This is a genomic window from Cupriavidus sp. C2SS-8b (assembly GCF_057073745.1).
Genome location: NZ_CP172717.1, coordinates 1,049,071 through 1,063,097, shown reverse-complemented (window position 1 = coordinate 1,063,097; position 14,027 = coordinate 1,049,071). Strand labels below are relative to the sequence as shown.

At 64.3% G+C, this 14,027-nt stretch carries 13 protein-coding genes; 6 read left to right on the top strand and 7 right to left on the bottom strand.

Translation table 11 applies throughout. The annotated features are described in order from the left end of the window. Positions 1 to 3: 3 nt before the first annotated feature. Positions 4 to 732: a phosphonate C-P lyase system protein PhnL gene (gene phnL, locus ACIGJB_RS21800; protein WP_483734364.1), complete on the top strand. Its 729-nt coding sequence runs from the start codon at positions 4 to 6 to the stop codon at positions 730 to 732. Between the two features lie 42 nt (positions 733 to 774). Continuing rightward, entirely contained in the window at positions 775 to 1,998 is a 1,224-nt protein-coding gene (locus tag ACIGJB_RS21795; protein ID WP_483734363.1) for an alpha-D-ribose 1-methylphosphonate 5-triphosphate diphosphatase, read from the top strand. Between the two features lie 64 nt (positions 1,999 to 2,062). On the opposite strand, the gene ppk2 is transcribed toward ACIGJB_RS21795, so the two are convergent. From ppk2 to ACIGJB_RS21780, 3 genes are all read right to left on the bottom strand, one after another. After that, a complete protein-coding gene (gene ppk2 / locus ACIGJB_RS21790) occupies positions 2,063 to 2,830 on the bottom strand; it encodes a polyphosphate kinase 2 (protein WP_483734752.1) in 768 nt (255 codons plus the stop codon). A 271-nt stretch (positions 2,831 to 3,101) separates the two neighbouring features. Beyond that, entirely contained in the window at positions 3,102 to 3,863 is a 762-nt protein-coding gene (locus ACIGJB_RS21785; protein ID WP_483734362.1) for a GntR family transcriptional regulator, read from the bottom strand. 603 nt (positions 3,864 to 4,466) lie between these two features. Then, entirely contained in the window at positions 4,467 to 4,982 is a 516-nt protein-coding gene (locus ACIGJB_RS21780) for a hypothetical protein (protein ID WP_483734361.1), read from the bottom strand. A 357-nt stretch (positions 4,983 to 5,339) separates the two neighbouring features. On the opposite strand from ACIGJB_RS21780, the gene ACIGJB_RS21775 reads away from it, so the two are divergent. The 4 genes from ACIGJB_RS21775 (at position 5,340) to gabD (ending at position 10,830) form a co-directional block, all read left to right on the top strand. Further along, positions 5,340 to 7,583: an NADP-dependent isocitrate dehydrogenase gene (locus ACIGJB_RS21775; RefSeq protein ID WP_483734360.1), complete on the top strand. Its 2,244-nt coding sequence runs from the start codon at positions 5,340 to 5,342 to the stop codon at positions 7,581 to 7,583. Positions 7,584 to 8,279: 696 nt separating this feature from the next. Next, positions 8,280 to 8,609, top strand: coding sequence for a hypothetical protein (locus ACIGJB_RS21770; RefSeq protein WP_483734359.1), 330 nt, complete (start codon positions 8,280 to 8,282; stop codon positions 8,607 to 8,609). A gap of 281 nt (positions 8,610 to 8,890) precedes the next feature. Then, complete coding sequence (locus tag ACIGJB_RS21765; RefSeq protein WP_483734358.1) at positions 8,891 to 9,094, top strand: DUF3079 domain-containing protein; 204 nt, start codon at positions 8,891 to 8,893, stop codon at positions 9,092 to 9,094. Positions 9,095 to 9,381: 287 nt separating this feature from the next. Then, entirely contained in the window at positions 9,382 to 10,830 is a 1,449-nt protein-coding gene (gabD, locus tag ACIGJB_RS21760) for an NADP-dependent succinate-semialdehyde dehydrogenase (protein ID WP_483734357.1), read from the top strand. Between the two features lie 21 nt (positions 10,831 to 10,851). Here the strand turns inward: gabD and ACIGJB_RS21755 are convergent, their stop codons facing one another. From ACIGJB_RS21755 to ACIGJB_RS21740, 4 genes are all read right to left on the bottom strand, one after another. Further along, entirely contained in the window at positions 10,852 to 11,709 is an 858-nt protein-coding gene (locus ACIGJB_RS21755; RefSeq protein ID WP_483734356.1) for a hypothetical protein, read from the bottom strand. Between the two features lie 91 nt (positions 11,710 to 11,800). After that, a complete protein-coding gene (flhC, locus tag ACIGJB_RS21750) occupies positions 11,801 to 12,433 on the bottom strand; it encodes a flagellar transcriptional regulator FlhC (RefSeq protein ID WP_483734355.1) in 633 nt (210 codons plus the stop codon). Continuing rightward, entirely contained in the window at positions 12,430 to 12,747 is a 318-nt protein-coding gene (gene flhD, locus ACIGJB_RS21745; RefSeq protein WP_483734354.1) for a flagellar transcriptional regulator FlhD, read from the bottom strand. The genes flhC and flhD overlap by 4 nt, the downstream gene beginning before the upstream one ends. Next, complete coding sequence (locus tag ACIGJB_RS21740; protein WP_483734353.1) at positions 12,734 to 13,657, bottom strand: helix-turn-helix domain-containing protein; 924 nt, start codon at positions 13,655 to 13,657, stop codon at positions 12,734 to 12,736. The genes flhD and ACIGJB_RS21740 overlap by 14 nt, the downstream gene beginning before the upstream one ends. Positions 13,658 to 14,027: the final 370 nt, after the last annotated feature.

The following is a 14,027-nucleotide window of genomic DNA, read 5'->3' as shown; positions in this document are numbered from 1 at the left end:
CCCATGACACGAGCCGAACCCAAGCAATCCATGATCGAGGTCCGCGGCCTCGGCAAGATGTTCACGCTGCACAACCAGGGCGGCATCCGCCTGCCCGTGCTGCGCGCCATTGATTTCGATGCGGCAGCCGGCGAATGCCTGGTTCTGTCGGGCCCGTCCGGCACCGGCAAGAGCACGCTGCTGCGCTGCCTGTATGGCAACTACCTGGCCACCGAAGGCACGATCCGCCTGCGCGATACCGCTGCGCCGGACGCGCCGTGGGTCATGCTGAGCCATGCGCCCGAGCAGGTCATCCTGAAGCTGCGCCGCGACGTGATCGGCTATGTCAGCCAGTTCCTGCGCGCGATTCCGCGCGTGGCGGCGCTCGATGTCGTGGCCGACCCGCTGCAGCAGCGCGGCACCGGCCGCGACGAGGCCCGTACCCGCGCCGCGGCGTTGCTGGAGCGGCTGAACCTGCCGCGCCGCTTGTGGGATCTGCCGCCGGCGACGTTCTCGGGCGGCGAACAGCAGCGCGTGAACATTGCGCGCGGGCTGATCGGCGGACACCCGATCCTGCTGCTCGACGAGCCGACGGCATCGCTCGACGCCGACAACCGCGCCGTGGTGGTGGCGTTGATCCGCGAGGCCCTGGCTGAGGGCCGCTGCCTGATCGGCATCTTCCACGACGACGCCGTGCGCGAAGCCGTCGCGACGCGCCTGCTTCCGCTGCAGCCGGCCACGGCCATCGCCTGAATTGCCTGCCTACCGAAACAGGAACCGGAATTGGAACTGGAAATGTCTTCCACCTACCTGACGCACGCCACACTTGTCCTGCCCGACCGCGTGCTGCATGACAGCGCGCTCCTGATCGAGAACGGCCGCATTGCCGCCATCGAGCCGGCACCGCATGCCGTGCCCGCCGCCGCACAGGTCGTCGACCTGCACGGCCACACCGTGATGCCTGGCCTGATCGACGTCCATTCCGATGCCATCGAGAAGGAAGCCGAGCCACGCGCGGGCGTGATGTTCCCGCTGGACTTCGCCGTGGCACAGGTCGACCGCCGCATTGGGGCGGCCGGCATCACCACGCCGTACCACGCGCTGTCGTTCGCCAGCAACCAGTTCGGCGTGCGCAACAACCAGACGGCTGCCACGCTTGTGCGTACTGTGGCCGCCTACCGCAGCCACGGCCTGGTCGACAACCGCATCCACTGCCGCTACGAGGTGACGGATGCCTCCGCCGTGCCGGTACTCGAAGCGCTGATGGCCGAAGGCGTGGTTGACCTGCTCTCGGTCATGGACCATTCGCCCGGACAAGGCCAATTCAAGACACTGGAAGCCTACCTGTCGTACATGATGGGCAACCATGGCATGAGCCGCGAGGAAGCCGTCGACGCCGCGCAAAGGAAAACCGCGCAGCTCGAAGGCGCCAACGAGCGCGTGCAGCGCCTGCTGGCGGCGGCGCAAGCTTTGCAGATTCCTACAGCTAGCCACGACGACGATTCGCCGCAGCGCATTGCCGCCATGCACGCGCTGGGCGTGCGCATGAGCGAATTCCCAATCAACGTCGAGACAGCGCAGGCAGCGGCCGATCGCTTGCTGCCAACCATCCTGGGCGCGCCCAATGTGCTGCGCGGCAAAAGCCAGAGCGGTTCAATGCGCGCGATCGATGCCGTCCATGCGGGCGTCGGCCATATCCTGTGCTCGGATTACCAGCCATCAACGCTGATCGCCGCCGCGTTCGCCGCAGCGCAACAGGCGGAACTGCCGCTGAACGAAGCGCTGGCGCTGGTCACGTCCAATCCGGCCGATGCCTGCCTGCTGAATGACCGCGGCCGGCTGGTGGCGGGCGCGCGCGCCGACGTGATTGCCGTGGCGGCCATCGCGGGCCAGCCGCTGGTGACGCATACCTGGTGCGCCGGCCGGCTGGTGTTCTCGGCCGGCTATCCGGTGGTGCAGCATGCGCGCGCGCACGCGCCGGTGGCGGTGCCACAGACGGCCGAGCGCGAGGTTGCCTGACGTGCCGCGGCCACCGCACCGCTCGCTGGAGCGGGTGTAGCCGGCGCTCAACGATGGTGATGGACTAGAAACGCTCGGGCACGCGACGGTACGCGTGGTCCGGCTCCTTGTAGCCCTCCGGCTTCTGCCGGGCCGGCAGTTTCGGCTTCTTGCGCGGAATCGCTTCGTAGGGAATGCGGTCGAGAACATGGCTGATGATGTTCAGCCGGGCGCGCCGCTTGTCGTCGGAGCGGGTCACGAACCAAGGCGATTCGTCGGTGTCCGTGGCCGCGAACATGGCATCGCGCGCGCGGGAATAGTCGTACCAGCGCGAGTACGACTTGAGATCCATGTCGGTCAGCTTCCAGGTCTTGCGCTGGTCGGTGATGCGGTCCTCCAGCCTGCGTGTCTGCTCTTGCTCGCTGACTTCCAGCCAGTATTTGAGCAGTACCACGCCCGACTGGATGATGGCCCGCTCGACTAGCGGTACACCACGCAAGAAGACGTCCACCTGCTCCTCGCTGCAAAATCCCATGACCCGTTCCACGCCCGCCCGGTTGTACCAGCTGCGGTCGAAGATCACGATCTCTCCGGCGGCGGGCAGGTGCGGGATATAGCGCTGCACGTACATCTGGCTCTGTTCGCGCTCGGTCGGCGCCGGCAGCGCCACCACGCGAAACACGCGCGGGCTCACGCGCTCGGTCATGGCCTTGATCACCCCGCCCTTGCCGGCGCCGTCGCGGCCCTCGAACAGGATGCAGACCTTGGCGCCGGTCGCCTTGACCCAGTCCTGCAGCTTGACCAGCTCGACATGCAGCCGGAACAGCTCCTCGTCATACTGCTTGCCGGTCATCTTCCCGCCGGCGGCGCCGGAATGGTCTGCATCGCGCTCGCCCTGCTTCTTTTTGCCCATACCCAGTCTCCCGTGGATGACCGGCCGCGCCGGCCCACTTGCTACTTTGGTGCCTCGGACGCCATAGGGCAAGTCTTCGTTGCGCTGCCGGGCGGCGTACGCCCTGGCATCGGCGCGTATGCGCACGCTGCAGGTGACCGGGACCGGGACCGGGCCGTGTGCCGGGCCGATTCACGCAGACGCATTCGTGTCCGTCTTGCGCCGCCATCGTTTAGCGGGTCCCGGCCGTGACATTGCCCGCCAGCCAGATGCGCGCGGTGGCTTCGCCGGCCCGCGTCAGCGTCATGCGGTAGTCATGGCAGTGCGGCCGGTACAGGCCGCACAGCCATTGCACGGGATAGCCGTCGACATCCCGCACGACACGCACCACAGACAGCAAGGCCGAGCCTACCGGCTCTTGCAGCAGCGGCGCCGAGAACGCATCGGCCGGGCAACTCGACACCGATTGCTCGGCGGCGCCAATGCGTATGCCGCCCTGCTCCAGCAGCGCGAGCATTGGCTGCTGCGCAAGCGCGTGCGGCGGCAGCAACGGCGACATGTGTGTCGGCAGATAGGTCATGATCAGCGACACCGGCTTGTCCTGATGGCAGCGCAGGCGCAGGACCCGCAACGCATTCTGTCCCTCCGTCAGCGATAGCCCCGCAGCGGCCTCGGCCGGGCATGGCTGCACCCCGTACTCGAGCAGGCGGACCGTGGTCTGCGCGGCCGAGTCAATCACGTTGTCCAGCAGTCCTAGAATCCTGGGCTGGCCTTCCGCTCGGCTCGGGTGGTCAGGCTTCACGAAGGTGCCCTGCCCCGGCCGACGGTAAACCATGCCCTCCCTGACCAGCTCGATGATGGCGCGGCGCACCGTTACCCGCGCCACCTGGTATTGCTCCATCAGCCTCAGTTCGGGGGGCAAGCCGGTCCTGTCGTAGAGACCGCTCACAATCTGGTGGCGCAGTGCCACGTAGATCTGGTGGTAACGGGGCATGGATGAGCGAGGTGGGCAGTCCAGTGTTATCCGATGGCGTCGATGCCTCTGCCATATGGCGATGGCAATACTCGTCCACGGCAGGAGGTAATCCTGGCCGCCATGACTTTCCTGAAACAGTGGAATTATCGGAATGGCGCTAAAGGTATATCAGCGCCATTGTTATCTCAACAGGACATGAAATAGGACATCCAAAATATCTCCATAACGGGAGATTTTCATGGGTGCCAGTCTCGCCGGCGTCCGTTTTCAGCGTTTGCTGAGTATGCGCAACAACTCGGACGCCTGCGGCGAGTACGCGGATCTCGACAATACGTAATCAGAAAAATTGATAAATGACGGTAGGTCATTCCGACGCGATATTCTGCGCGATTTTCCGCACGGGATGCTGTCGATTAGCTGTCAGTCCCTGTCATATCACTGTCATTTCGGTGTCGAATGGCTGGAAAGGCGACTGTGATTATTGGAGGGCGATGGAGAGAATTACTGAAAGACCGCAAATATAAAACAAAAATTGCACGCAAACCGGACGGCTGGCTGCCGGCGCCCGCACCCGGCGGCTGGCCTGGTGCCGGAGGATTCGACCCGGACGCGTAGCCGGCTTTACTTGCTGCCGTCGCGGGAATCGCCGCCCAGCGGGTCCACGATGATCATGGTGCGGTCCAGTACGCCCCGGTCATCGAAATAGGCGCTGAAGTGCGCGGGCTGGTAACCGGCGACGTAGAGACGGTACGACCACGCCTCGCGCTTCATCAACGGGTAATACTGCACCGGCTCACGCGGCGAGCCGAAGCGTTCGGCGACATCGCGCTTGGTCCAGACGCCGGGACGCGCGCTGTAGATCTCCTCCTCCGTCAGCATCTGGCGAAAGTTCGTCAGCTTGCCGCCGGCATCGAAGTCGGCCGCGTACACCGCGAAGCCCAGCGGCTGCTTCGAGTAGATCCAGCGGCTGCTGCCCTCATTGAGCGTAAAGGTCTCCGTAGGCTGGCCAAAGGCATCGCGCACGCTGGCCTGCGTGCTGCCGATCATCTTCTGGCCGGTCTCGACCGGCTGCAGGGTTGCGCACGCGCTCAGCACGAGCGCGGCGGCTGCCAGCCAACTGCCATTTCGGAATTGCATGACCTTTCTCCAGTGTCGGCCAGCGCCGTGGCGCCGGGGGCCCACGACCTCAGCATAGTCCTCCGGCAGTGGATGCGCCGGACGACCCTACGGGTAAACACCTGCAGGGCCTAAAATATTCCGGCCCAGACGGCGCGAACGCGAAAATTCCGCCGCGACTATCGGAAGTGACCTGATTGCCACGCGATTTTCGCACCAAAATTGGGCAAATTGGCGATTCCCGCGCAAGAAATGCGCTGGAAGTCAGCCGCCCGAAAGCAAAGTCAGGCAAAATTCTGTGTTTGCCGGAGGGCTGATTGGTCCAGCCGCCGGCGCGTGGTTCTATTCTTTGACATCCCCCCGATCAAGAGGCAAGCAATGAGTACGCAGCAACCCACCATCATTTACACCCTGACTGACGAAGCCCCCCTGCTGGCGACCAGTGCTTTCCTACCCATCATCCGCACGTTCACCAAGCCGGCCGGCGTTGAAGTCACGACCAGCGACATCTCGGTGGCCGGCCGTATCCTGGGCGAGTTCCCCGAGTTCCTGAGCGAAGAGCAGCGCGTGCCGGACAACCTCGCCGAACTGGGCCGCCTGACCCAGCTGGACGACACCAACATCATCAAGCTGCCGAACATCAGCGCATCGGTGTTCCAGCTGATGAGCGCCATCAAGGAACTGCAGGGCAAGGGCTACAAGATTCCGGATTACCCCGAAGACCCGAAGACCGAGGAAGAGAAGGCCATCCAGAAGCGCTACTCCAAGTGCCTGGGCAGCGCCGTGAACCCGGTCCTGCGCGAGGGCAACTCCGACCGCCGCGCCCCGGCCGCCGTCAAGAACTACGCGCGCAAGCATCCGCACAGCATGGGCGAGTGGAGCATGGCCTCGCGCACGCACGTGGCCCATATGAAGCACGGCGACTTCTACCACGGCGAAAAGTCCATCACCCTGGACAAGGCGCGTGAAGTGCGCATGGAACTGCTGACCAAGAGCGGCAAGACCATCGTGCTCAAGCCGAAAGTTTCGCTGCTGGCGGGCGAGATCGTCGACAGCATGTTCATGAGCAAGAAGGCCCTGCTGGCCTTCTACGAAGACCAGATGGAAGACGCGCGCAAGACCGGCGTCATGCTGAGCCTGCACGTCAAGGCGACGATGATGAAGGTGTCGCACCCGATCGTGTTCGGCCACGCCGTCAAGGTCTTCTACAAGGACGCTTTCGCCAAACACCAGAAGCTGTTCGACGAACTGGGCGTGAACGTCAATAACGGCCTGGTGGACCTGTACACCAAGATCGAAACGCTGCCGGAATCCAAGAAGGAAGAAGTCATCCGTGACATGCACGCGTGCCACGAACATCGTCCGGAACTGGCAATGGTGGACTCGGCCAAGGGCATTTCGAACCTGCACGCGCCGAACGACGTGATCGTCGACGCCTCGATGCCGGCCATGATCCGGATCGGCGGCAAGATGTGGGGCGCCGATGGCCGCACCAAGGACACCAAGTGCCTGATCCCGGAATCGACCTTCGCCCGCATCTATCAGGAAATCATCAACTTCTGCAAGACCAACGGCGCCTTTGATCCGGTCACGATGGGCACCGTGCCGAACGTGGGCCTGATGGCGCAGAAGGCTGAAGAGTACGGCTCGCACGACAAGACCTTCGAGATCGCCGAAGACGGCGAAGCCCGCATCGTCGACAACGCCACCGGCGAAGTGCTGACGGCGCTGACGCAGCAGGTCGAGCAGGGCGACATCTGGCGCATGTGCCAGGTCAAGGACGCCCCGATCCGCGACTGGGTCAAGCTGGCCGTCACGCGCGCGCGCAACTCGGGCATGCCGGCCGTGTTCTGGCTGGATGCGTACCGTCCGCACGAGGCCGAGCTGATCAAGAAGGTCGAAACCTACCTGAAGGACTACGACACCAAGGGTCTCGACATCCAGATCATGTCGCAGGTTCGCGCCATGCGTTACACGCTCGAGCGCGTGATCCGCGGTCTGGATACCATTTCGGTGACCGGCAACATCCTGCGCGACTACCTGACCGACCTGTTCCCGATCATGGAACTGGGCACCAGCGCCAAGATGCTGTCGATCGTCCCGCTGATGGCCGGTGGCGGCATGTACGAAACCGGCGCAGGCGGTTCGGCGCCGAAGCATGTGCAACAACTCGTGGAAGAAAACCACCTGCGCTGGGACTCGCTCGGTGAATTCCTGGCGCTGGCCGTGTCGCTCGAAGAGCTGGGCATCAAGTCGGGCAACGACAAGGCCAAGGTCCTGGCCAAGACGCTGGACGCAGCGACCGGCAAGCTGCTGGACAACGCCAAGAGCCCGTCGCCCAAGACCGGCCAACTCGACAACCGTGGCAGCCAGTTCTACCTGGCCATGTACTGGGCCCAGGAACTCGCCGCGCAAACCGAAGACGCCGGCCTGGCCGCGACGTTCGCGCCGCTCGCCAGGCAGCTCACCGAAAATGAGAAGACCATTATTGGCGAACTGTCGGACGTACAAGGCAAGCCCGTGGACATCGGCGGCTACTACATGCCGGACGCTGAAAAGCTGTCCGCCATCATGCGCCCGAGCAAGACGCTGAACGCGGCCCTGGCATCGGTCCAGGCCTGATCGGCACATCCGATCCCGCAGGCGCCGCCAGGTGCCTGCCTGAAGCCGGAGGTTGGCATCCAGATGCCGGCTCCGGCTTTTTTTTGGTTCTTTGGCGGATTGCGGGGACGTCGTGCTTGGCAGACGCGGCTGTTTCGCCGGCGTAGCCGGCGAGTCACTTCTTGTCCAAGCGACAAGAAGTAACCAAGAAACGCGTTTACTTGCCCTAACGGGCGAATATTGATCGTAGTGTGCGAAGAATTTCGTACGGGTACTCGCTTCAGAGTCTGCCCCGCTGCCTGCCGCGTGGTGCGCGTCCGCCTGCAGGCTCTCCAGCAATGATTGAACCAGCCCCGAACCTGTCCGTGGCCCGACACTGCCACCGTTATCGCATCATCGCCTTCGGCTGCTACGCGGCTCACAAGTCGGTCAGTCGGAGTCATCAACCACGCTGACGCCGGTGCTTCCGTTTCTTACCTTCCCTCTGTCTTGACTGAGTGCGCGCAGCGCAGCCGTAGGCGTCCTCCCGATGGCGGGATTAGCAGGAGAGTAATCCGGGCTCGCTCATCCACAGCCACACCGATTGTTCAAATTTATTGAATCATTAGCCCTAATCTAGCCTCGAATAGACCGCGGCTTCCGGCCTATATTTCCGTACATGAACGACACACCTCAAAAGCAATCGTTCTGAAAAATTCAACCAAATCGGAGATCATCATGTCGCGCGCTATCGTTGTCCGTACCGTTGCATCCGCCCTCCTCTTTTCGCTCGCTGCCGCCGTCGGCACGGCGTACGCAGCCCCGTCGACGAGCACCCATGCCGGAGACCGATACGGCTACGAGTTCCGCGTCGGCAATGCCAATCCGTACAGCGATGGTGCCCGCATTGTGGCCGACACCCACTCCGGCGACCGCTACGGCTACCAGTTCCGGACGGCAGATCCGTACATCGACGGCGCCCGTACAGTGGCCGGCCTTGATCGCGGCGGTGTTTCGAGCAGCCCGGCGCGCGGCTTCGATCCTTATAGCGACGGCGCGCACGCCTGAAACACACCCCCGCTCATCCACCGAAACTGGAGGTAATCATGACCCTTCGTGACAATGCACTGATCCTGGGCGGGTGGGTGATGCTCTGCCTCGGCAGCGGCGTGCTGATGAAGCTGGCCGCCCAAGCCCTTGCTTTCTGAGCCGTCACGCGCCTTCACGCTGAAGGCGCTACCCCGCCCCTCGCCGGACTTGATCTTCGGCAAACCATGTAGCCGCCCGGCGCGCCATACTGATCGCAACATTTTCGTTGCACCGGCACAGCGTCCCGCCCCGACCGCATCATGGCAAAGAAATTCCCGATCCACCCAAGCCATCCCGAACGCATCTGCTGGGGTTGCGACAAGTATTGCCCGGTCGACGCCATGGGCTGTGGCAATGGGTCCAGCCGCACCCAACATCCCGCCGAACTGCTCGGCGATGACTGGCTGGAATTTGGCGATTGGGGCATCGAGCCCGATCAACCCAAGGCGGTTGATTTGCGTTAGCGCGATCACAGCCAGCACACCGTCTCAACTTCTATAGCTTCGCTCCCGCCGTCGCCGATCGGCGAGGCTATCCCGCATCCATGTTCCGCCGTGGTGGCGCGATCCATGCATGAACGATGGCATCCGGGCAGTTCCGGGCCGGGCTTGCACTAGCCATCCACAACTCCCTCACACCACAAAGCATCGCAAGCGCTACGCCGGGCCAGCCCGCCACCATGTCTGGCGGCGATTACAATGCCTGAATCGCGCCAACCCCTCCCGGCAGTCTTTTCAATGGACGAACGACCATGCTGAAGCTCCAAGACCCCACCCTGCTGCGCCAGCAGTGCTATCTCGACGGACGCTGGATCGACGGCGAACGCCACATTGACGTGACCAACCCCGCCACCGGCGAACGCGTGGCGCAGGTGCCGCAGCTCGGCGCCGCGGAAGCCCGGCAGGCTGTCGAAGCCGCCAACCGCGCGCTGCCGGCCTGGCGCGCGCGCGTAGCCAAGGAGCGCTCGGCGTTGCTGCGCAAGTGGTTCGAACTGATCCTGGCCAACCAGGATGACCTGGCCCGCATCATGACCGCCGAGCAAGGCAAGCCGTTTGCCGAGGCCAAGGGCGAGATCGCCTATGCGGCGTCGTTCATCGAATGGTTTGCCGAGGAAGGCAAGCGCGTCTACGGGGAAACGATTCCGGCGCCGATCAGCACGCAGCGCATTGTCGTGACCAAGGAACCGGTGGGCGTGTGCGCGGCGATCACGCCGTGGAATTTTCCGGCGGCCATGATCACCCGCAAGGCCGGCCCGGCATTGGCCGCCGGCTGCACCATGGTGGTCAAGCCGGCGTCGCAAACCCCGCTGACCGCGCTGGCGCTTGCCGTGCTGGCGGAACGCGCCGGCATCCCGGCCGGGGTGCTGTCCGTGGTAACCGGGTCGGCTAGTGCCATCGGCGGTGAACTGAGCAGCAACCCACTGGTGCGCAAGCTGACCTTCACGGGCTCCACCGAAGTCGGCCGCGTGCTGATGGCGCAGACCGCATCTACCATCAAGAAGGTATCGATGGAACTCGGCGGCAATGCGCCCTTTATCGTGTTCGATGATGCCGACCTGGATGCCGCGGTCGAAGGCGCCATCATCTCCAAGTACCGGAACGCGGGCCAGACCTGCGTCTGCGCCAACCGGATCTACGTCCAGGACAAGGTCTACGACGCGTTTGCCGAGAAGCTGGTCGCGGCGGTCGCCAGGCTGAAAGTCGGCAATGGCATGGACGAAGGCGTGCGCATCGGGCCGCTGATCGACGAGAAGGCCGTGGCCAAGGTCGAAGAGCATATTGCCGACGCCCTTGGCAAGGGCGCGCGCGTGCTGGAGGGCGGCCACCGGCACGCGCTTGGCCACACGTTCTTCGAGCCGACCATCCTGGCCGACGTCGCGCCCGGCATGCTGGTGGCGCGTGAGGAAACCTTTGGCCCGCTGGCGCCGCTGTTTCGCTTCAAGACCGAAGACGATGTCGTGGCCATGGCCAACGACACGGAGTTCGGCCTGGCCAGCTATTTCTATGCGCGCGATCTTGGCCGCGTCTGGCGTGTCTCGGAACGGCTCGAGTACGGCATGGTCGGCGTGAACACCGGGCTGATTTCGAACGAGGTCGCGCCGTTTGGTGGCGTGAAGCAGTCCGGCGTGGGCCGCGAGGGCTCGCACTACGGGATCGAGGACTACCTGGTGATCAAGTACACCTGCATGGCGGGCATCTGAACGAAGCCCACCTCCGCGCGTTCAGCGTTTGCCGTTGGCGCAGGCCACGGTGCGGGTCAGGTCGGCCCAGTCGCCGGCGCCCGGCAGGCAGGTCTTGCGGAACCGTTCGAGCTGCTCGTGGAAGCGCCGCATCAGCTCGAACTGGTACGACGCGCTCTCGAAAGTGAAGCGGGTGCCAAACTCATAGAGCGCGCCTTCGGCAGCGTGCGACAGCCGCTCCAGCCGCTGGGCCAGGGCGCGCCCTTCTACGCTGCGATGCCGCCGCAGCCGCCAGCTCAGGGCCTCCTGGCCATCCTCCAGCAAGCTCTGGTCGAGATAGCCGAGGCGGCCCGCCGCGGCGCGCGCCTCATACATCGCGGACAGGTAGGCACAGACCACCGACAAGCGCTGGTTCATCTCTCCGTCGCGCAGCAACAGGTCGCGCGCGCAGGCGCGCAAGTGCTCGGCGGTGCCATGGTCGTCCTGCACGCCTGCGTGGCGCGCGTACTCCACCAGCGGACGGATGCCCAGGGACAGCCCCGGCGGCAGTACGCTGGTGATGCATTCGGCCAGTCGGGTCTGCAGCGCACCGTCCAGTTCGCAGCAGGTTCCGCAGTCGGCGTCAAGATAGAAATCCAGGCTGATCCACCGGCCCGGTCCCGTGGTGATCACGGTGCGGACCGGCTTGTGGCCGGCGCTTTCCAGCACCTCCAGGCCAACCTGTACGCATCGTTCCCGCTCCTCGTCGCCACCCAACGCGTTGACGATGTCGCGCGATCTTGTGGGCCCGAGGAACTCCGTGCGCGTGATCGGGTGCATGGTCGGTCCGAGCCGGTGCGATGCGCCGGCACGCGCCGGCAGCAGCAGTGTCTCGGGGTGGCTGGTTCCATTGACTGTCATTGGGCCTCCGGTGTCAGTGGGGCGACCCGGACTTCCGGGCGTGTATCCAGTAGCAGCGATGCCGGGGGCAATCGCGATCGTACCGCTGCGCTCATAGGACGGGCACCATGCCGAATGCCTGCCCCATGGCGGGGGGCAGGCTGCCAAGGCCGGGCGAGGCAGGTTCCGCCACCCTGCTCGGCGCCGGGCGGCGCGTCCCGCGGCGCACGCGTGATGGGGGCTCGCACAGGCTGCAGATAAACGAGCCCTGCGGTTCATGGGCATGCGTGACAAAGCGGCCGCCGCAGCAACGGCACGTGGACAACTGCAGCAGCCCTCCTTCGCGAAAGCGCACCAGCGTCCAGAAGCGCGTGAAGCTGATCAGGCACGCCTCGTCGCTGGCGCGCATATGGCCCGCATAGACGCGGTAGCTGTTGAGCACTGCGCGTATGCCCCGCAGCCCCGCCCGCTGCTGCATGAACTCATGGACGTTCAGCAGGTACGACGCGTGCGCGTTGGGGCGCCAGGTCACGAACCAGTCGGCCGAGAACGGCAGCATGCCCTTTGGCGGGGATCCCCCCGTCAGCTCCCGATACAGCCGGTACACGCGGCTGCGTGACAGCGCCACTTCCGCTTCCACGACCTGGGGCCGGGCTCCCAGGCCGATCAGTTCGATCGCAAGCTGGGTGTCGCTGGCATCCTGCAGTGCACTGCGCGCCGGTGCCGATTGCGCGGTGTTTTTCATCGTCCCTCCTCCAGGGCTTGCGCGGCCAGCACGATGGCCGTATGCATATTGCACAGCTCGTGCCGCGGCCGGATGCCCGCCAGCGCTTCGAGCAATGAACAGTTGTCAAGGCGGAAGCGGCACAGCACCATGCTCGAGCGCGCAAGCCCCAGTAATTGCGCCGGCGTCAACGCCAGCAGTGCCTGCGCCACCTCTTTGCGCAGGCCGAGCCGCAACAGGGCCTCGGGCTCGTTCTGGCGCATCAGCCGCTGCACCAGCAGCAGATAGGCCAGGTTCACGTCCTTGATCTCACCTACCAGGTCACTGCTGTCCATTGCCGGCCTCCCAAGCGAAAGGAATTATCTTCACACCGTCAGCGTGCCGGGTGCCGGCCGCGGACTGGGGCAAGACCCGCGCCGTCCACGGTTGAGCGGACACCAAGGCTCCCGTTCCCTGCGCCGGCACGCGCTGCCCACCCGCGCGCCGGCCGGTGGCAACAGGCCCTACGGCAGAGATCGCCGGACGGGCGGCAATGGCGCGCAGCCCTGCCTTGTCGACCAGCACCACGCTGCGGTGCTTGACCCGGATCAGTCCGCCTTCCGCAAGCCGGGAAAACTGACGGCTGACCGTCTCGAGCGTCAGGCCGATATAACTGCCGATTTCTTCGCGACTCATGCGAAGGATGAATTCGCTCGATGAAAAGCCGCGCGCCGACTGTCCTTCGGAGATCCACAGCAGGAACGTCACCAGGCGCTCTTCCGCCGTCATCAGCGCCAGCAGGGTCTGCAAGGCACGCGTCCGGTGCGCGTGGCGGTCCAGTGCCAGGAACACCCGGCTGGCGAAGATCGGCGTGCTCGCCGCCCGCGTGCGCAGCGTATCCATGGGGATCATGCAAACCTTGGTGTCTTCCAGCGCCGTCGCATAAGAGGCGTACTGGCGGCGGCCGATACTGTCCAGGCCGACCATTTCGCCAGGGAAATGGAATCCGACCACCTGCGTGCGTCCGTCTTCCGTGGCGACGTGCGTCTTGATCGTACCCACGCGGATCGCGAACAGGGCCGCCACCGCATCGCCAAGCAGATACAGCGGCTCGCCCTTGCGCAATCGAATCACGCGCTGGGCGAGCCTGTCGGCCAGTTCGATGCCGCCGGGCGCACGCTCGCCAAGCAAGCAGAAGCGCGCCATGGAGCAGCCGGCACAGCACGGGATCGAATCAGGCGGTGTCGGACAGGTTGTCAGGGTCATGGTGGGCGCCTCGGAAGATGGAATTTCAGGGAAAGGTTTCCGGCGACTCTTCGGAGGTGGCTCCTAGTCAATTGGATTGGCTACGGAAATCAAATCACGAAAACCTTAAATTCAATTCTATTGACGTGTACCCGCAGAACAATCTGTAGTTTCTGAATATCCATTAGGAGTTTTCCTACTCTACTGCGGCAAAGTCCTCGACGGCCCTCCGAAACGGCCGGAAAGCCCCGCCACGCCGGCATTGTTGGCGCGGATCAAGGACGTTGCGGAAACGCCTTCCTATCATCGCGGCGATTTCTTATTGATTCTGGCTGCCTCAGATTCGAAATGGATTTTCGCAGTGCCGTTAAAAGGCGCCGTGAAATTCATT

Coding starts and splice junctions, on each gene's coding strand:
- phnL (WP_483734364.1), top strand. CDS start 4: ATGACACGAGCCGAACCCAAGCAATCCATGATCGAGGTCCGCGGCCTC.
- ACIGJB_RS21795 (WP_483734363.1), top strand. CDS start 775: ATGTCTTCCACCTACCTGACGCACGCCACACTTGTCCTGCCCGACCGC.
- ppk2 (WP_483734752.1), bottom strand. CDS start 2,830: ATGACCGGCAAGCAGTATGACGAGGAGCTGTTCCGGCTGCATGTCGAG.
- ACIGJB_RS21785 (WP_483734362.1), bottom strand. CDS start 3,863: ATGCCCCGTTACCACCAGATCTACGTGGCACTGCGCCACCAGATTGTG.
- ACIGJB_RS21780 (WP_483734361.1), bottom strand. CDS start 4,982: ATGCAATTCCGAAATGGCAGTTGGCTGGCAGCCGCCGCGCTCGTGCTG.
- ACIGJB_RS21775 (WP_483734360.1), top strand. CDS start 5,340: ATGAGTACGCAGCAACCCACCATCATTTACACCCTGACTGACGAAGCC.
- ACIGJB_RS21770 (WP_483734359.1), top strand. CDS start 8,280: ATGTCGCGCGCTATCGTTGTCCGTACCGTTGCATCCGCCCTCCTCTTT.
- ACIGJB_RS21765 (WP_483734358.1), top strand. CDS start 8,891: ATGGCAAAGAAATTCCCGATCCACCCAAGCCATCCCGAACGCATCTGC.
- gabD (WP_483734357.1), top strand. CDS start 9,382: ATGCTGAAGCTCCAAGACCCCACCCTGCTGCGCCAGCAGTGCTATCTC.
- ACIGJB_RS21755 (WP_483734356.1), bottom strand. CDS start 11,709: ATGACAGTCAATGGAACCAGCCACCCCGAGACACTGCTGCTGCCGGCG.
- flhC (WP_483734355.1), bottom strand. CDS start 12,433: ATGAAAAACACCGCGCAATCGGCACCGGCGCGCAGTGCACTGCAGGAT.
- flhD (WP_483734354.1), bottom strand. CDS start 12,747: ATGGACAGCAGTGACCTGGTAGGTGAGATCAAGGACGTGAACCTGGCC.
- ACIGJB_RS21740 (WP_483734353.1), bottom strand. CDS start 13,657: ATGACCCTGACAACCTGTCCGACACCGCCTGATTCGATCCCGTGCTGT.